Here is a 17,495-nt window from a genome sequence, read left to right on the forward strand (position 1 = left end):
TAGCCCCCATGCGACGAACGATGGCAGCGTGCAGCACGGTCCTGCTGGCGGTCCTGAGCGCGGCCTGCGCCACGAGCGGCCAGACGGAGACCAAACAGGCAGACCAGAACGCCCCTGCGACCCTGTCCTTCTGGTCCACGGGCGGAGATGACGAGACCGCGACCTTCCAGAAGGCGGCCGACCTCTACCACCAGAAGCACCCGAACGTGACGATCAAGGTGCAGACCCTGTCGTGGAGCGATGCGTACGCCAAGCTGCTGGCGGCGGCTACCAGCCGCAGCGGACCGGACATCATCTCCGGCGGCATGACCTGGACCATCCAGTTCGGCACCAGGGGCGCCATGGTGGATCTGCGCAAGTACGGCGCCGACTCGCTCAAGGCGCAGGCGCAGCCCGCCCAGTGGGAGTCGGCCGTCTCCCCCGACGGCTCGGTGTACGGCGTGCCGCTGGACATGTCGACCATGGCCCTCTACTACCGCACCGACCTGCTGGAGAAGGCCAAGGTCGAGCCGCCCAAGACCTGGGACGAGCTGACCGCGGCCATCGACAAGCTCAAGGCGGCCGGCGTGAAGAAGCCCTACAGCCAGGACTGGGGCAACCTGGACTGGATCGGCTACTTCAACTACCTCTACCAGGCCGGCGGCTCGTTCTACACCGCCGACTGCAAGCCCTCGCTCAACACCCCGCAGGCCGAGCAGGCGCTGACGTACTGGGCGGACCTCTACAAGAAGCACGGCGCGCCCACCGCCACCGTGGAGGGCTCCGACGCGCTGGACACCGGCACCGCGATGGTGGTGGCGGGCAACTGGATCGCCAAGGGCATCGACATCAACAAGCCCAAGCTGAAGGGCAAGTGGGCGATGACCACGATCCCCGCGGGCCCCGCCGGGCCGACCGCGTTCATCGGCGGCCGGGCGATCGGCGTGACCTCCTTCAGCAAGTACGTCGACACGGGCACGGACTTCGTCAAGTTCATGTACACCGACGAGGCCATCGCCGCGATCGCGGACGAGGCCAAGAAGCGGAACATCTCCTACATCTCGCCGCGTCCCGACAAGATCGTGAACGGCTCGGTGTTCACGCCCGAGCAGGCTCAGGTGTTCGAAGCGTCGATCAAGACGGGCAAGGCCGCACCGGGCTGCCCGGGCTGGGACGAGAGCGCGTCGGACGTCGCCAAGCAGCTCCAGTCGGTCATCCTGGGCAAGTCGGACGTCAAGACCGCGCTGGCGGAGGCCGCCAAGGTCATGGAGCGCAACGCCGGTTAGCCGCCCCGCCGGGACCGGCGCGGCCCGGTCCCGGCCTGGATCCAGGAGTCTGACATGGCCTCCCCCATCCCCCTGCGCAGCAGGCTGCGCCGCTACGGCACCTCGTACGCGATGCTGCTGCCCTTCCTCGCGCTGTTCGCGGGGTTTCTGATCTGGCCGCTGGCCAACTCGCTCTTCCTGAGCTTCACCAAGTTCGACGGGATCAATCCCGCGGTGTTCACCGGCCTGGACAACTTCGTGCAGCTGGCCTCGGACGCCAGGTTCCGCCACGCGCTGAGCAACACGGCCCTGTACGTGGTGGGGTCGGTCGTGCTCGGCACACTGCTGTCACTCTGCCTCGCCCTGGCGTTCAACGGCACCGGCTGGCTGCACCGGATCATGCGCACCGTGTTCTTCCTGCCCTCGGTGACCTCCTCCATCGCGCTCATGCTGATGTGGAAGTGGGTTCTGTACCCCAGCGACGTGGGCCTGGCCAACACGATCGTGGCCTGGTTCGGCGGCAACGCCGTCGCCTGGCTTGCCACACCGGGCCTGGCGATCCCGATCCTGGTGCTGATGTCGGTGTGGGGCGGCATGGGCTACGGCATGGTGCTGTACGTGGCCGGGCTCGGCTCGATCCCCGAGGAGTACTACGAGGCCGCCAAGATCGACGGCGCGTCCACCTGGCGGCAGTTCCGCCACATCACGCTGCCGTTGCTGCGCCCCGTCACCACGTACGTGGTGGTGACCGGCCTGATCGGCGCGTTCCAGGTGTTCGAGGCCGTCTACATCGTCTTCTCGACGGGCGCCAACACCGTCGGCGGCGTGCTCGACTCGGGCCTGATGATCGTCCCCTACCTCTACGACCAGGGATTCACCCACTTCAGGCTGGGCTACGCCTCCGCGATCGCGTGGGTGCTCTTCCTGATCATCTTCGTGCTGAGCCTCGTCAACCTGCGCGTAGGCCGCGCCATGAAGGAGCTGTGATGGCCGTCGCCCCGATGGACACGATCGCCCCGGTCCAGCAGCCCCCGCACAGGGCGGAGACAGGCGGCAGCCGACGCTCCCGGATCAACGGGCATCTGCTGCGCCTGCCGTTCTACCTGCTGGCGCTGACGATGATCGCGCCGTTCTACTGGCTGATCATCACGGTGTTCAAGCCACCGAGGGAGCTGGCCAGGACGCCTCCGTCGTTCGTGCCGCAGTCCCCCACCTTCGCCAACTTCTACGACACGGAGTGGACCCCCAAGGGGATCAATCCCGGCCACCTGCAGGGCATCTTCCAGCGTTACCAGGTGGACTTCGGGTTCTGGCGGTTCATGTTCAACAGCATCCTCATCACCACCGCCATCACCGTCGGGTCGCTGCTGATCTGCTCGCTGGCCGCGTACGTGATCGCCAAGCACGACATCAAGGGGCGCCGGACCATCTTCCTGCTGATCATCGCCTCGATGATGGTGCCCTGGCAGACCACGCTGATCCCGAACTATGTGATCATGCGGAACCTGGGCTGGCTGGACAGCTACGCGGCCTACATCGTCCCGGCGCTGGCCAAGGCGTTCGTGCTGTTCTTCCTGGTGCAGTTCCTGCAGTCGATACCGAACGAGCTGATCCAGGCGGCCAGGGTGGACGGCGCCGGGGAGTGGCGGATCTGGTGGAAGATCGTGCTGCCGCTGCTGCGGCCGGCACTCGCCGCGATGTCGATCTTCATCGTGCTCGCGGAGTGGAACAACTTCCTCTGGCCGCTCATCATCGTGCAGAGCGACCAGATGGCGAACATCCCCGTCGCGCTGGCCAGGCTCAACTCCTACTTCACCGGGCCCGACCACCAAGGTGCGATCATGGCGGGCGGGCTGCTCGCGTCGGCCCCGACGATCGTCTTCTTCCTGATCTTCCAGAAGTACTTCACCAGAGGCATCGCGCTCAGCGGCCTCAAGGGCTGACCGTTCCTAGGCGAAATCGCCGGCGTTAGCCGGATCGCCATGATCCGGACCTGGTCTAGGTCCGGGTGCACCCCGAACGGTCTTGGGTGCGGGGAGCTGCGCGAGTTGGCCGCCGGGGCCCCGGCAGGTCTTGCCGCCCTCGTGGGACGTGCCTACGGTCCTGGGCGGGCGCGCGGCCCCTTGCACTTTCGGAAGCGATACGGCCTGGCCGGTAGCTCTCCGCACCGCCATCCTCTGGTGGCGGACGGTCACACCTGGCCGACGCCGTAGCGCATGCCCGAAAGCGCGTCGTGCGATCGCCACCGCAGCAGCATGATGCCGGGTGGCAGTGCTCTGCTTGGCCTGCTGTTGCAGGGGGCGGTGCCAGTTCTGGCCGCCCCACTTGGAGGTGTAGGCCGGGTCGACGGCGATCACGACCAGGCCGCGGTGGCACGCCATGCCGCGCAGCCGCTCGCGAAAGCGGGCGGTGGGGATACCGGCAACGGTGCGGCGGAACGCCTTGCCCCGGCGGCCGCGCCCCATGCTCTCCCGGCCGATGTTGCGGGCGTCGTCGAAGCCTAGGTTTTCGATCGCGATCCCGGCACAACCGTGCTGGCGAGCAATCCGGATCAGGTCACTGATCGCCTGCCGCAGGCGGCCATCGCGCTGGGCGGCGGGGCCGGCCAGCTCGGTGGGGATGGTGACGGGCTCGCCGATCGGATTGCCGCAGGCATCGATGACGCAGGCTGCGAGGTGGTCGGCGTTGAGGTCCACTCCCAGCAAGCGGGCGCCTGAGGCGGCCAGCTGCTCCGTGGATGGCAGAGCGGAGGTGTCGGCGGACCAGGAAGCGTCCAGATACCACCGATCCCGCGCTGGGTCTTGGGCGATGTCATAGCGGACCGCCCGGTGGGCTTGGACACGGTCCAGCCACTGCTCGCGGCGGTGGTGGAAGCGCACGCTCCCGGCCAGTCGGTAGCGACCCCGAGGGGCGTTGGCCAGGTGCCGCAGCGGCTCCGGCAGCACGATCGTCACCGAGCTGTCGCCGGGGTCGACGGTGATGGTGTAGTTGCCGAACGGCGCTCCGGTCTCTCCATCAGCGGTCAGAAACAGCCGCCGCGCCTCCCACTGCCGACGCCACTGCTGCTCAGTGAGCTCGGCGTCGGCCAGGTGATGCCGAGCCTTGACCAGCCGTCGGCCGCCGACCACGATCGCCGGGCGGCCTTGCTTGATGCGGTACTCTACGCGTGCCAGCCGAGCAGTGAGCACCTGCAGCCGGCGCTGCTTGTGCCACCGCTCCTCCTGATCGGCGTACCCACGTACCCGCCCCTGACGCTGCCCGCACCCCACAGCCAGCCGTCTGCGGATCGCGGCGATGGCATGGCGCAGGCCTGCTCGCTGGTCGCGCAGGGACCGCAGCGAGAGCCGGTACTGATCCTCCGATGTGCGGGTCATCGCCCCGGCCCACCGCGACGACGCCACTGCGGTGAGCCTCTTCTTCCGTTCCGCGCGCCCGTTATGCGCGGCTGTGACGTCGCCGATGCGGATGCGCTCGGCCAGATCAGCACGAGCAAGGACGCCAAGATGACCGCCTACGGCGGTAAGCACCTCGATATCGCCGACAGACAGCCGCAGACGATCCCGAATCCGCGCCCCCGCAGGGGCGGCCACGGTGAATGGCGCCGCGATCGGCCGCAGCCCCTTCCTTGCCCTCAAACTCCCGCCCACCCCGTCACCCTTTCGCGGAGTTGCCCGCCCCACTAGGAGCACACAGGATCAGCACGTCCGGACCAGCAGCGAGCCGGTACGTAACTGGGCTTGCCCCTCACCAGGTCATCGCTCTGAGTGATCAATAGGCTACCGAAATTCGCCGCTGTTGGATAGAACATGTGAGCGATACCTGGAGTGCCAGCCACTCACGACCCTGCCTCGGCGAGGCCGCCTTTGCCCGCGGCAAGCGTGGCCGCCGAGCAGGATGATCAGCAGCCGATACTGTTCGGATGCGAGCGCGGCGGCCACCGGCTCAGGGCCGTGGCCGCAGCCACGGCGCCAGGCGCAATCCTGCTGTCGAGATCAGGAGGGCGGCGCCTGGAGAGACCGGATTTCGATGACCGCCGCAGGGGCTTCCAATCTCATAACGTCTCATCGGACCACTACATCGTTGACGCAGCGCAGCACCGGCGCGCGGACCAGGGCCCTTTCGTCCAGGCCCGCCGTGCTGATCAGGAACTCGGCCCGCTCGCCAGGCAGCAGCGTGACGAGCTGGTCGTCCGCCTGGGCGGCCGGGTCCAGGCGGTCAGGGAAGACGGCCAGGTCGCGCAGCAGCGTGCGCGCGGTGACCGTCAGCCGGAGCCCACCGGGGGTGGCCTCGGCCGCGGTGTCGTAACGCGGCTCGGGCAGGCGCAGGTCACGGTCGGGCGCGAAGAACCACAGGGCCCGCCCCACCGCCGACTCGCCACCGCCCGGCTCAGCGATCCCGGCGGCGATCAGCTCACTCGCCGGGTCGCTGGGCTGGGCGACGGGCCCGGACAGCGGCAGGATGACGGCCGCCCGTGGCGGCACGTCCAGCGCGAGGGCCTGCTCCGCGAGCATGGTGCCGTCGAAGTCGTGCCGTACGGCCCGCGCCGACGCCCGCCACGGCTGTCCGGTGTCGTTGACGGCGACCAGCGCCAGGCCGCCGTCGCGCGGTTGCACGGTCAGCAGCCGGTCGGCGTAGGCCCTGCGCAGCGCGTGGAACAGCGGCTTCTTCCTGTCGTCCCCGTCCACGGCCGACCACGAGGTGACCGGCCAGCAGTCGTTGAGCTGCCACACCACGCTGCCCGCGCAGTGGGGCCAGAGCGACCTGAAGTGCTCCACCCCGAGCTGGATGGCGCGTGCCTGGTTGACCTGGGTGAGGTAGTGCCAGTCGTCGAAGGTCTCGGGGACGGGGAAGTACGGCTTGAGCCCGGCGGCCAGCTTGAGGTTGCCGTCGACGGCCTTCTGGTGGTGCAGCAGGCCGCGGGAGTCGGGCAGCAGCGGCTCGTCGCTGATCGCCCTGCGGATCGTGGCGTAGGCGGCAGGGCCCTGGAAGCCGAACTCGGCGGCCATGCGGGGCCGGTAGTCGCGGTAGACGGCGTAGTCGCGCTGGTTCCACACGTCCCAGATGTGCATGGTGCCGTGGCCCGGGTCGTTGGGCGGCAGGTCCATGGAGCCCGAGTAGGGGCTGCCCGGCCAGTACGGGCGGGTGGGGTCCAGCTCGGCCACGACGCGCGGCAGCAGCTCCAGGTAGAAGTGCCCTCCCCAGCTGCGCCCCTGGAGCGAGTCCTGCCAGCCCCAGTCGAAGTAGCCCTCGATGTTCTCGTTGTTGCCGCACCACAGGGCCAGGCTCGGATGCGCGCTCAGCCTGGCGACCTGCTCGCGCGCCTCCGCCTCCACCTCGGCGCTGATCGGCTCCTCCTCGGGGTAGGCGGCGCAGGCGAACGGGAAGTCCTGCCAGACCAGCAGCCCGAGCCGGTCGCACAGGTCGTAGAAGTCCTCGCTCTCGTACAGGCCGCCGCCCCACACCCGGACCAGGTTGACGTTCGCCTCACACGCCTGGGCGAGCCTGGCGGCATAGCGGTCGCGGCCCACCCTGGTGGGGAAGCAGTCGTCGGGGATCCAGTTCACTCCCCTGACGAACACGTCGACGCCGTTGACGGACAGCGTGAACGCGCCGCCCTCCGTGCGCAGGCTCACCTCGCGCAGCCCGATCTCCCGGCGCCACACGTCCTCGCCGGCCGTCACCTCGAGCTCGTGGAGCGCCTGCTCGCCGTACCCTCTCGGCCACCACAGCTCCGGGTCGGGCACCTCCAGCGTAATCAGGGCCTCGCTCCGGCCCTCGGGGATCACGGCGCGCCCCGAAGCGCCCTTGATCGCCGCGGTCACCTCGGCGGCTCCTGCCTTCTCCACCTGGACGTGGACGTCCACCTTGGCCACCCCGTCGCCGAGGGTGACCAGCGGCCGCACTTCGGCGATCCTGGCCCCGCTCCACTCGTGCAGCCCGATCGGCTTCCAGATGCCCGCCGTGACCAGCGTCGGCCCCCAGTCCCAGCCGAAGTTGCAGGCCATCTTCCTGATGAACTGGTAGGGCTGGGTGTAGGCGCCCGGCCGGTCCCCGAGCTCCTCTTTCAGCCGCTCGGCGTACTCGATCGCCGACCCGAACGTGACCGTCAGCCGGTTGCCGCCGATGCGCAGCGCGTGGCGGACGTCGAACCGGTAGGAGCGATGCATGTTGGCGGTCTCGCCCACGCGGACGCCGTTGAGCTCGATGGCGGCCACGGTGTCGAGCCCCTCGCACACCAGATCGGTGCGCTCGTGCTCGGTGCCGTCCCAGGTGAACTCCGTCTCGTAACGCCACTCGGTGCGGCCGATCCAGGCCAGCCGGGTCTCGTTGTCGTCGAGGTAGGGATCGGGGATCAGACCCGCGTCGAGCAGGTCGGTGTGCACACAACCCGGGACGGTGGCCGGGGCCTCGACGTCGCCGCTCGCCGAGCGGACGGTCCAGGCTTCATGCAGGGGGCGGAACGGGGTCATCAACCCTCCGAGCTCGAGCGGCGGAGATTGACATCGCATCACTAAACCCGTTTAGTTGCAATGCCGATCAATGGGGTTTCTGCTCGGTCGAAGACGCGGGCGGGGCGGTGCTGCCCCTGGAGACCAGGCGCGGGTCGCCCTGTCGCGTGTCGGCCACCTGGCGGCCCTGCACCAGGTCGAGCAGGGATCGGGCGGCGCGGGCGCCGTAGGCGGCGATGTCCCTGCTGACCGCCGTCAGGTGCGGCCGGGCCAGCAGGCACAGTGCGGAGTCGTCCCAGGCCACGACGGACAGCTCGCCCGGCACCGCGATCCCCGCCTCGCGGGCGGCGGCGGTGCCGGCGACGGCCATCACGTCGTTGTCGTACACGATGGCGGTCGGCCGCTCGGGTCTGCGCAGGAGGTCGAGCGTGGCGCGCTCGCCGCTCTCACCGCTGTAGTCGGCGTACACGGTCATGCTCTCCACGCCGAGTCTGGCGGCCGTCTCCCGCATGGCGGCGGTCCTGACGCCGGTGTGCATGAGCTCCGCCGGGCCCGCGACCCTGGCGATCCTGCGATGCCCCAGCCCGGCCAGGTGCTCGACCACGGCGGCGAGCGCGCCGCCGTCGTCGATCCAGACGGCGGGCAGCCGCCCCGTGCTCTCGGGACCGCCGATGACCACGGCGGGCAGCCGCAGCTCTTCGAGCACGTCGATCCTGGCGTCCTCGGTCCGCAGGTCCACGACGAACACCCCGGCCACCCGGTGCTGCGCCCACCATTTCCGATAGATCGCGATCTCGGCCTGGTGATCCTCGGTCATCTGCAGCAGCAGCCCGACGGACGCCGCCGACAGCGTGGCCTCGATGCCGGAGATCAGCTGCATGAAGAAGGGTTCCAGCCCCAGCGTGCGCGCCGGGCGGTCCACGACCAGGCCCAGCACGTCGGGCCTGCCGTCGAACAGGGCCCGCGCCAGGCTGTTGGGCTGCCAGCCCAGCTCGGCGGCGATGGCCTGGATGCGGCGGCGCGTCTCGCTGGAGACGCCGGGACGGCCGTTCAGCGCGAACGACACCGCCCCTTTCGAGACGCCGGCCCTGCGTGCGATGTCGTCGATCGTGGGTCGCTTCATCGGCCGTCCCTGGGTTTACCGGTTCATGTTTGCCGCCAGCGTGACTCTACGACAAACGACACTGCCCGCCGCATCCCCATTGCGGGATGCGGCGGGCAGTTCAACGATCAGCACGACGGCCCGGTGCCGGGCCGGGCGCCGGGTCAGCGTTCGAAACGACGGCCCGAGTTGCGGCGGTAGCCACCGTTGCCGCTGCCGCGCTCGTCCGAACGGCCGCCGACGGGGCGGTAGCCGTCACGCGGGGCGTCGGAGCGGGAGCCGCGCTCGCGGTCGGCAGAGACCGGACGGCCACGGTCGGAGCTGTAACGCCCGCCGCGGTCGTCCGAGCGGTACCCACCGCGCTGGCCACGGTCGTCCTGGCGGAAGGGCCGGTCGTCGGAGCGGTACGCGCCGCGCGGGCGCCGGTCGTCCCCGAAGGTCCGCGGCTCCTGCGAACGCCCGAACGGCCGCTCACCGTCGGCATGGCGCCGGGGGCGCCGGTCGTCGCCGGAACTGACCGGCCGGTTGCCGTCCTCGTGGCGATGCGGGCGACGGTCCTCGCCGGGGCCGTACGCACGCTCTCCGTCCTCGTGACGCCGAGGACGACGCTCGCCGTCGAAGTCGCGGCGCTGGCGGCGGCCGTTGCGGCGCTCGCCGTGACCGCCTTCGTTGCGGCGCGGGCGGAGCGGCTTGCGGACGTCCGGCTCCCAGACCGGGATGGCCTCGCCGCTCGGCGTGCGGGCGCCGGTCACCTCGGCCACCCGCGGGTGGCCGGGCGTCGCCTTCAGCCGGAACGGGTGGATCCCGGCGCGCCGGGTGAGCGCGTCGGTGGAGCGGCGCTCGCTGGGCAGCACCAGCGTGACCACGGTGCCCTTCTCACCGGCGCGGGCCGTGCGGCCGCCCCGGTGCAGGTAGCTCTTGTGGTCCTGCGGCGGGTCCACGTGCAGCACCAGGCTGATGTTGTCGACGTGGATGCCGCGCGCCGCGACGTCGGTGCAGACGAGCACGTTGACGGAGCCCTCGCGGAACTCGGCGAGGATGCGGGTGCGCTGGTTCTGGCGCTTGCCGCCGTGCAGGCCGCCCGCCTTGACGCCGACCCTGGCCAGCTGCTTGCAGAGCCGGTCGACGCCGTGCTGGGTGCGGACGAAGATGATCGTACGGCCCTCGCGGTTGGCGATCTCGGCGATGACGTCGAACTTCTCGTCACGCGTGACCTGCATCACGTGGTGCTCCATGGTGTCGACCGGCGAGGTCGCGGGGGCCACGGAGTGCGTGATCGGGTCCTTGAGGAAGCGCTGCACCAGCTTGTCGACGTCACCGTCGAGCGTGGCCGAGAACAGCAGCCGCTGACCGTCGGCCGGGGTCTGCGCGAGCAGGTCGGTGACGACGGGGAAGAAGCCGAGGTCGCACATGTGGTCGGCCTCGTCCAGAACGCTGACCTCGACGCCGCCGAGCGAGCACTCACCCTGCCGGATCAGGTCGCCCAGGCGGCCGGGGGTGGCGATGACGATGTCGACGCCACGCCGCAGCGCCTCGATCTGCTTGCCCATGGACATGCCGCCGACGACGACCTTCATGCGCAGCCCCAGGCCGCGGCCGAGCGGCTCCAGAGCGTCGTGCACCTGGAGGGCGAGCTCGCGGGTGGGCACCAGGATCATCGCGCGGGGGCGGCCGGGGGCCGGCTTCACGCCCGCGATGCGGGCCATGGTGGGCAGTCCGAACGCGAGCGTCTTGCCGGAGCCGGTCTGGCCGCGGCCGAGCACGTCATGGCCCGCGAGCACGTCGGGGATCGTCGCGCTCTGGATGGGGAACGGGCTGTCGATGCCCTGCTTGGCCAGTCCGCTGATGAGCGGCTTGGGCAGGCCGAGCAGCTCGAACTCGGACGGGCCCCGCTCGGGAGCGGCCTCGCCGAGCGAGCCCGAGCCCACGGCGGCGGAATCCGCCGAGCCGGGGGTGGTCTCGTCGAACGCGGGCATGACAGCGTCAAGCGTGGTCACGAAAGTCGTGCCTTTCCGTCGAAGTGGCGCGTCACTTCTGCGAAAGGACGAGCCAGGGCGTACGGCGCACGCCGTACAGGGGTCAGGGCGCCCGCCATCGGGGCGGGCCGATTCTCAACACGTGAGGGGGACGCACCGGCGCCGGCCGCAGGCGGCGCGAGACGCGCAATGAGGCGTCAGGTACATCTGTTACCAACGCCGGGGATGGTATCGGAAATTCCCGGGGTGGGTCCGGACCTTCCGAAACCCTCGATGGCATGCTGAAGCGGCTGACGCTTACGCCAGCCGTGACAGCGAAAATGATCAGACGTTAAAGCCTAGCATACGGAGCTGTTCGCGCCCCTCGTCGGTGATCTTGTCCGGGCCCCACGGCGGCAGCCAGACCCAGTTGATCTTGACGTCGGACACCATGCCGTCGAGCGCCGAGTGGGCCTGGTCCTCGATGACGTCGGTCAGGGGGCAGGCCGCGCTGGTCAGCGTCATGTCGATGGTGGCCACGGGCCGCCCGCCGTCGGAGGGGTCGAGGTTGAGGCCGTAGATGAGACCCAGGTCCACGACGTTGATGCCGAGCTCGGGGTCCACGACGTCCTTGAGCGCTTCCATGACCTCTTCGACGTTCGTCTCGCCGTCGAATCCGGTCGGAGTCTCCACGGGCTTACTCATCGGGCACTCCTCACAACTGCATCCTTGTAGGCCATCCAAGAGAGCAACGCGCACTTCACACGCGCCGGGAACTTTGCCACGCCCGCGAACGCGACGGCGTCGCCGAGCACGTCCTCGTCGGCCTCCACCTGTCCCCTGCCCTGCATGAGCCTGGTGAACTCGTCGACCACGGAGAGCGTCTCCTCGACCGTCGAGCCGGTGGTCAGCTCGTGCAGCACCGAGGCGGCGGCCTGGCTGATCGAGCATCCCTGCCCGTCATAGGAGACGTCGAGGACCTTGCCGCCGTCGTCCACCTTCACCCTGAGCGTGATCTCATCGCCGCACGTCGGGTTCACGTGGTGAACCTCTGTGTCGTACGGCTCGCGCAGCCCCCGCCCCTGCGGGTGCTTGTAGTGCTCCAGGATCAGCTCCTGGTACATCGACTCGCCGATCATGGCTATGCGAACACCTTCTGAACGTGATGGAGGCCGCGGACCAGGGCGTCGATCTCGCCCGTGGTGTTGTACAGGTAGAACGACGCCCGCGTGGTCGCCGGTATTCCGAAGCGCAGGTGCAGGGGGCGCGCGCAGTGGTGGCCGACGCGTACGGCGACGCCGAACTGGTCGTCCAGGATCTGCCCGACATCGTGCGGGTGTATGCCTTCGAGCGTGAACGACACCGTGCCGCCCCGCCCCTCCAGCGAGTCGGGCCCGATGAGCCGCAGGGTGCGCACCTCGCGCAGGGCGTCGAGGGCGTAGGCCGTCAGCGTGCGCTCGTGCGCCTCGATGGCCTCCATGCCGACCTCGGTGAGGTAGTCGACGGCCGCGCCGAGCCCGATGGCCTCGACGATCGGCGGCGTGCCCGCCTCGAACTTGTGCGGCACCGGCGCGTACGTCGAGTGGTCCATCCAGACCGCCTCGATCATCTCGCCGCCGCCCAGGAACGGGGGCATGGCCTCGAGCAGCTCGGCCCGCCCCCACAGCACGCCGATGCCCGAGGGGCCGACCATCTTGTGGCCGGTGAAGGCCACGAAGTCGGCGCCCAGCTCGGTGACGTTCACCGGGTGGTGCGGCACGGACTGCGACGCGTCCAGCATGATCAGCGCGCCGGCCTCGTGCGCCCGCCTGGCCACCTCGGCGACCGGGTTGACGGTGCCGAGCACGTTGGACTGGTGGGCGATCGAGACGATCTTCGTCCGCTCGGTGATCACGGACGGGTCGTAGTCGAGCCGTCCTTCGTCGGTGACGCCGAACCACTTCAGCCTCGCGCCGGTGCGCTGCGCGAGCAGCTGCCACGGCACGATGTTGGAGTGGTGCTCCATCTCGGAGATGACGATCTCGTCGCCGGCCCCGAGCGTGAAGCGCGGATCGGTGTTGATGGGGTTGCCGAAGGCGTACGCGACGAGGTTGAGCGCCTCGGAGGCGTTCTTGGTGAAGATCACTTCGTCGCGCGACGGCGCCCCGACGAACGCGGCGACCTTGTCGCGGGCGCTCTCGTAGGCGTCGGTCGATTCGGCGCCGAGCACGTGCATGGCCCGCCCGACGTTGCTGTAGTGCAGCGCCAGGTGATCACGCATGGTGTCGATGACCAGGTTGGGCTTCTGTGAGGAGTTGCCCGAGTCGAGATAGACGAGCGGGCGCCCGTCGGGCAGCTCGCGGGAGAAGATCGGGAAGTCCTTCCTGATCTTCTCCACGTCAAAGCTGATCTGAGTCATGCACTCGCCTTCGTGTACTGCTCGTAGCCCTCGGCCTCGAGCTTCTCGGCGAGCTCCGGGCCGCCCTCTTCGACGATCCTGCCGCCCGCGAAGACGTGCACGAAGTCCGGCTTCACGTACCGCAGGATGCGGGTGTAGTGCGTGATCAGCAGCACGCCGGTGTCGCCGGAGGCGCGGAAGCGGTTGATGCCCTCCGACACCACGCGCAGCGCGTCGACGTCGAGGCCGGAGTCGGTCTCGTCGAGCACCGCGATCTTCGGCTTGAGCAGCTCGAGCTGGAGGATCTCGTGGCGCTTCTTCTCGCCGCCGGAGAAGCCCTCGTTCAGGTTGCGCTGGGCGAACGCGCCGTCGATGGACAGCGCGTCCATGCCGTTCTTGAGGTCCTTGGCGAACTCGCGCAGCTTGGGCGCCTCGCCGCGGACCGAGGTGACGGCCGAGCGCAGGAAGTTCGAGACCGACACGCCGGGGACCTCGACCGGGTACTGCATGGCCAGGAACAGGCCCGCCCGGGCCCGCTCGTCGACCGACAGCTCCAGCAGGTCCACGCCGTCGAGCAGCACCTGGCCGCCGGTGATCGTGTATTTGGGGTGACCGGCGATCGCGTAGGCGAGCGTCGACTTGCCCGAGCCGTTCGGGCCCATGATGGCGTGGGTCTGGCCCGAGTGGACGGCCAGGTTGACGCCGCGCAGGATTTCCTTGTCCTCGACGGCGACGTGGAGGTCGCGGATCTCTAGGGTGGGCATTGTTTTTATGACTCCTTCGAGAGCGAGACGAGGACGTCATCGCCGTCGATCTTGACTGTGTAGACGTTCACGGGCTGGGTCGCGGGCGGGCCTGTGGACTTGCCGGAGCGCACGTCGAAGCACGAGCCGTGCAGCCAGCACTCCAGTGTGCCGTCGTAGACCTCGCCCTCGCTGAGCTTCACCTCGGCGTGGGAGCAGACGTCGTGCAGGGCGAACACCTCGTTGCCCTTGCGCACGAGCGCCACCGGCGTTTCGCCGACCTCCACCCCGATGACCCCCCCGTCGGGGATGTCGTCGAGCTTGCACACCTTCTCGAATGAACTCATCGGGCGAGCTCCGCCTCCAGCGCGGTGAGCACGCGCTCGCGGATCTCCTCGATCTGGATCTTCTCGACGAGCTGGCCGAGGAAGCCCCGGATGACCAGGCGGCGGGCCTCGTCGTAGGGGATGCCGCGGGCCTGGAGGTAGAAGATGTGCTCGTCGTCGAGCCGGCCGGAGGCGGAGGCGTGCCCCGCCCCGGCGACCTCGCCGGTGAGGATCTCCAGGTTGGGCACCGAGTCGGCGCGGGCGCCGTCGGTCAGGATGAGGTTGCGGTTGAGCTCGTACGTGTCGGTGCCCTCGGCCTCGACCCGGATGATCACGTCGCCGATCCAGACGGCGTGCGCGTCCTCGCCCTGCAGCGCGCCGCGGTAGTCGACGTTGCTCTTGCAGTTGGGCTGCGAGTGGTCGACCAGCAGGCGGTGTTCCAGGTGCTGCCCGGCGTCCACGAAGTAGACGCCCGACATGTCGGCGTCGCCGCCGGGGGCGGTGTAGGTCACGTTGGGCGACAGGCGTACGAGGTCGCCGCCGAGCGTCACCACGAAGCTCTGGAACGTCGCGTCCTTGGACAGCTGCGCGTGGTGGTGCGAGACGTGGACCGCGTCGTCGTCCCAGTCCTGCAGGCTGACGACCTTGAGCGAGGCGCCGTCGCCGACGACGAACTCGATGTTGTCGGCGTAGACCGCGCTGCCCTTGTGGTCGAGCACGAGCACGGCCTCGGCCAGCGGCTCCACCTTGACCACGATGTGGCCGTAGGCGGCGCCGTCGCCGGAGCCGGTCAGCGTCAGCACGGTCGGCTTGGACGTGACGGCCTCGCGCGGCACCGTGACCACGGTGGCCTTCTCGAAGCTGTGCCACGCCTGGGCGCTGACCCGGTCGGTGGGCATGAACGACTTGCCGACGCGCGCGTCGTCGCGGCCGACCGTCTCCACGGTGACCTCGGGCGCCGCCTCGACGTCGACCCGGACATGGCCGGCGGCCTCGGCCTTGCCGTTGTGCAGGCCCTTCAGGCGCGAGAGCGGCGTGAAGCGCCACGCCTCCTCGCGCCCGGTCGGGACCTCGAAGTCGCCCAGGTCGTAGGACGCCTTCTCGTGCAGGGTCGACAGGGGCTTCTCGTTCAGGCCCATCAGCCGACGGCTCCTTCCATCTGCAGCTCGATCAGCCGGTTGAGCTCGAGCGCGTACTCCATGGGCAGCTCACGCGCGATCGGCTCCACGAAGCCGCGCACGATCATCGCCATCGCCTCGTCCTCGTCGAGCCCGCGGCTCATGAGGTAGAACAGCTGGTCCTCGCTGACCTTGGAGACCGTGGCCTCGTGGCCCATCTTGACGTCGTCCTCGCGGACGTCGACGTACGGGTAGGTGTCGGAGCGGCTGATCTGGTCGACCAGCAGGGCGTCGCACTTGACGGTGCTGGCGCTGCCGTGGGCGCCCTCCTCGATCTGCACGAGACCGCGGTAGGAGGTGCGGCCGCCGCCGCGCGCCACCGACTTGGAGATGACGCTGGAGCTGGTGTTGGGCGCCAGGTGCACCATCTTGGAGCCGGCGTCCTGGTGCTGGCCCTCGCCCGCGAACGCGACGCTCAGCGTCTCGCCCTTGGCGTGCTCGCCCATCAGGTAGACGGCCGGGTACTTCATCGTGACCTTGGAGCCGATGTTGCCGTCGATCCACTCCATGGTCGCGCCCTCGTACGCCACGGCGCGCTTGGTGACCAGGTTGTAGACGTTGTTGGACCAGTTCTGGATGGTCGTGTAACGGCAGCGGGCGTTCTTCTTCACGATGATCTCGACGACCGCGCTGTGCAGCGAGTCGGACGAGTAGATCGGCGCGGTGCAGCCCTCGACGTAGTGGACGTAGCTGTTCTCGTCCACGATGATCAGGGTCCGCTCGAACTGGCCCATGTTCTCGGTGTTGATCCGGAAGTAGGCCTGCAGCGGGATCTCGACCTCGACGTTCGGCGGCACGTAGATGAACGAGCCACCGGACCAGACGGAGGTGTTGAGGGCGGCGAACTTGTTGTCGCCCACCGGGATGACAGAGCCGAAGTACTCCTTGAAGAGCTCTTCGTGCTCCTTCAGGCCCGTGTCGGTGTCGACGAAGATGACGCCCTTCTCCTCGAGGTCCTCACGGATCTTGTGGTAGACGACCTCGGACTCGTACTGGGCGGCGACACCGGCGATGAGGCGCTGCTTCTCCGCCTCGGGGATGCCGAGCTTGTCGTAGGTGTTCTTGATGTCGGCGGGCAGTTCCTCCCAGGAAGCGGCCTGCTTCTCGGTGGAGCGCACGAAGTACTTGATGTTGTCGAAGTCGATGGCGCTGAGGTCGGAACCCCAGGTGGGCAGCGGCTTCCTGTCGAACAGGCGGAGGCCCTTCAGGCGAAGGTCCAGCATCCACTCCGGCTCGTTCTTGAGAGCGGAGATGTTGCGAACGACCTCCTCGGACAGGCCGCGCTTGGCCGCCGCACCCGCGGCATCCGGGTCGGCCCAGCCGAACTTGTAATTCCCGAGGCCTTCCAGCTCCGGGCGGTCGGTGACAGTCACCTTCCGGTCTCCTTGCTCTTGTCTCTATGTGCGGATTCACCCAGCGACTGTGGGCTCACATGTGTCGTGCAGACCCCGTCGCCGTGGGCGATCGTGGCCAGGCGCTGCACCGGCGTGCCGAGCAGCTGCGCGAACGCCTCCGTCTCGGCCTCGCAGAGCTGCGGGAACTCCGCAGCCGCGTGTGCCACCGGGCAGTGGTGCTGGCAGAGCTGGTCGCCGCCGGACTTGGCCTTGCTGGCCGAGGCCGCGTACCCCTCCGCCGACAGCGCCTGCGCCAGCACCTGAACGCGCTGGTCTGCCGGCACCGTCCGCATGACCGGCTCCAGCCGCCTCAGCAGGCCGGAGACCTGCGAGCGGGCGAAGTCGGCCACCGCTTGCTCTCCCATGCGCTCGCCGATGTAGCGCAGAGCGCTCTCGGCCAGGTCGTCATAGGCGTGCACGAAGGCACTGCGCCCCGCGTCGGTGATGGCGAACAGCTTGGCCGGCCGTCCGCGCCCGCGCTGTCCGCGCGGCCTTACCATGCGAGGCTCTATCATCCCGTCAGCCAGCAGCGCATCGAGGTGACGGCGGACGGCTGCGGGCGTGAGCCCGAGCCGCTCGCCCAGCGCGGCGGCCGCGACGGGACCATGCTCGAGGATCAGCCTGGCCACGCGGGCACGCGTGGTGCGCTCGCTTCCTGGCTCGATCCCTGGCACGTTTTTCACAACATCAGTGTGCCGTAATTCCTTCCCGCTTCACAAACGGATCT

15 protein-coding genes are annotated in these 17,495 nt (G+C 69.1%); 3 read left to right on the plus strand and 12 right to left on the minus strand.

The window, feature by feature from the left end:
* Nucleotides 1-8: 8 nt before the first annotated feature.
* From ACQPWU_RS35525 to ACQPWU_RS35535, 3 genes are read left to right on the plus strand one after another with little or no spacing between them, the layout of a single operon-like run.
* Nucleotides 9-1,265 (plus strand): extracellular solute-binding protein, encoded by a 1,257-nt coding sequence (locus tag ACQPWU_RS35525; RefSeq protein WP_433429654.1) that lies wholly within the window; start codon nucleotides 9-11, stop codon nucleotides 1,263-1,265.
* A 54-nt stretch (nucleotides 1,266-1,319) separates the two neighbouring features.
* Nucleotides 1,320-2,231 (plus strand): carbohydrate ABC transporter permease, encoded by a 912-nt coding sequence (locus tag ACQPWU_RS35530; RefSeq protein ID WP_433429656.1) that lies wholly within the window; start codon nucleotides 1,320-1,322, stop codon nucleotides 2,229-2,231.
* Nucleotides 2,231-3,187 carry a carbohydrate ABC transporter permease gene (locus ACQPWU_RS35535; RefSeq protein WP_433429658.1) on the plus strand — a complete coding sequence of 319 codons (957 nt, stop codon included), beginning with the start codon at nucleotides 2,231-2,233 and terminating at the stop codon, nucleotides 3,185-3,187. The genes ACQPWU_RS35530 and ACQPWU_RS35535 overlap by 1 nt, the downstream gene beginning before the upstream one ends.
* A gap of 6 nt (nucleotides 3,188-3,193) precedes the next feature.
* Here ACQPWU_RS35535 and ACQPWU_RS35540 read toward each other — a convergent pair whose 3' ends face one another.
* From ACQPWU_RS35540 to ACQPWU_RS35595, 12 genes are all read right to left on the minus strand, one after another.
* The gene (locus ACQPWU_RS35540) at nucleotides 3,194-4,891 is read right to left on the minus strand and encodes an IS200/IS605 family accessory protein TnpB-related protein (protein WP_433429660.1); all 1,698 of its coding nucleotides are present in this window, start codon (nucleotides 4,889-4,891) and stop codon (nucleotides 3,194-3,196) included.
* Between the two features lie 414 nt (nucleotides 4,892-5,305).
* Nucleotides 5,306-7,714, minus strand: coding sequence for a glycoside hydrolase family 2 protein (locus tag ACQPWU_RS35545; protein WP_433429662.1), 2,409 nt, complete (start codon nucleotides 7,712-7,714; stop codon nucleotides 5,306-5,308).
* Between the two features lie 67 nt (nucleotides 7,715-7,781).
* Nucleotides 7,782-8,816 (minus strand): LacI family DNA-binding transcriptional regulator, encoded by a 1,035-nt coding sequence (locus ACQPWU_RS35550; protein WP_433429664.1) that lies wholly within the window; start codon nucleotides 8,814-8,816, stop codon nucleotides 7,782-7,784.
* A gap of 143 nt (nucleotides 8,817-8,959) precedes the next feature.
* Nucleotides 8,960-10,771, minus strand: coding sequence for a DEAD/DEAH box helicase (locus ACQPWU_RS35555; RefSeq protein ID WP_433445366.1), 1,812 nt, complete (start codon nucleotides 10,769-10,771; stop codon nucleotides 8,960-8,962).
* A gap of 324 nt (nucleotides 10,772-11,095) precedes the next feature.
* Nucleotides 11,096-11,455, minus strand: a complete 360-nt coding sequence (locus tag ACQPWU_RS35560; protein ID WP_360706677.1) for a metal-sulfur cluster assembly factor — start codon at nucleotides 11,453-11,455, stop codon at nucleotides 11,096-11,098.
* Nucleotides 11,452-11,889 carry a Fe-S cluster assembly sulfur transfer protein SufU gene (sufU, locus tag ACQPWU_RS35565; RefSeq protein WP_433429666.1) on the minus strand — a complete coding sequence of 146 codons (438 nt, stop codon included), beginning with the start codon at nucleotides 11,887-11,889 and terminating at the stop codon, nucleotides 11,452-11,454. The genes ACQPWU_RS35560 and sufU overlap by 4 nt, the downstream gene beginning before the upstream one ends.
* A 2-nt stretch (nucleotides 11,890-11,891) precedes the next feature.
* Nucleotides 11,892-13,148, minus strand: a complete 1,257-nt coding sequence (locus tag ACQPWU_RS35570; protein WP_433429668.1) for a cysteine desulfurase — start codon at nucleotides 13,146-13,148, stop codon at nucleotides 11,892-11,894.
* The gene (gene sufC, locus ACQPWU_RS35575) at nucleotides 13,145-13,891 is read right to left on the minus strand and encodes a Fe-S cluster assembly ATPase SufC (RefSeq protein WP_433429669.1); all 747 of its coding nucleotides are present in this window, start codon (nucleotides 13,889-13,891) and stop codon (nucleotides 13,145-13,147) included. Before sufC ends, ACQPWU_RS35570 begins: the two co-directional genes overlap by 4 nt.
* A 5-nt stretch (nucleotides 13,892-13,896) precedes the next feature.
* On the minus strand, nucleotides 13,897-14,217 hold the full coding sequence (locus ACQPWU_RS35580) for a non-heme iron oxygenase ferredoxin subunit (protein ID WP_360706666.1): 321 nt from the start codon (nucleotides 14,215-14,217) through the stop codon (nucleotides 13,897-13,899).
* Nucleotides 14,214-15,335, minus strand: coding sequence for a Fe-S cluster assembly protein SufD (gene sufD, locus ACQPWU_RS35585; RefSeq protein WP_433429670.1), 1,122 nt, complete (start codon nucleotides 15,333-15,335; stop codon nucleotides 14,214-14,216). Before sufD ends, ACQPWU_RS35580 begins: the two co-directional genes overlap by 4 nt.
* Complete coding sequence (gene sufB, locus ACQPWU_RS35590) at nucleotides 15,335-16,747, minus strand: Fe-S cluster assembly protein SufB (protein WP_433429671.1); 1,413 nt, start codon at nucleotides 16,745-16,747, stop codon at nucleotides 15,335-15,337. Before sufB ends, sufD begins: the two co-directional genes overlap by 1 nt.
* Nucleotides 16,744-17,442 (minus strand): helix-turn-helix transcriptional regulator, encoded by a 699-nt coding sequence (locus tag ACQPWU_RS35595; protein WP_433445367.1) that lies wholly within the window; start codon nucleotides 17,440-17,442, stop codon nucleotides 16,744-16,746. Before ACQPWU_RS35595 ends, sufB begins: the two co-directional genes overlap by 4 nt.
* Nucleotides 17,443-17,495 lie beyond the last annotated feature (53 nt).

Origin of the sequence: Nonomuraea sp. CA-141351 (assembly GCF_050944675.1) — a bacterium.
Taxonomy (GTDB): Bacteria; Actinomycetota; Actinomycetes; order Streptosporangiales; family Streptosporangiaceae; genus Nonomuraea.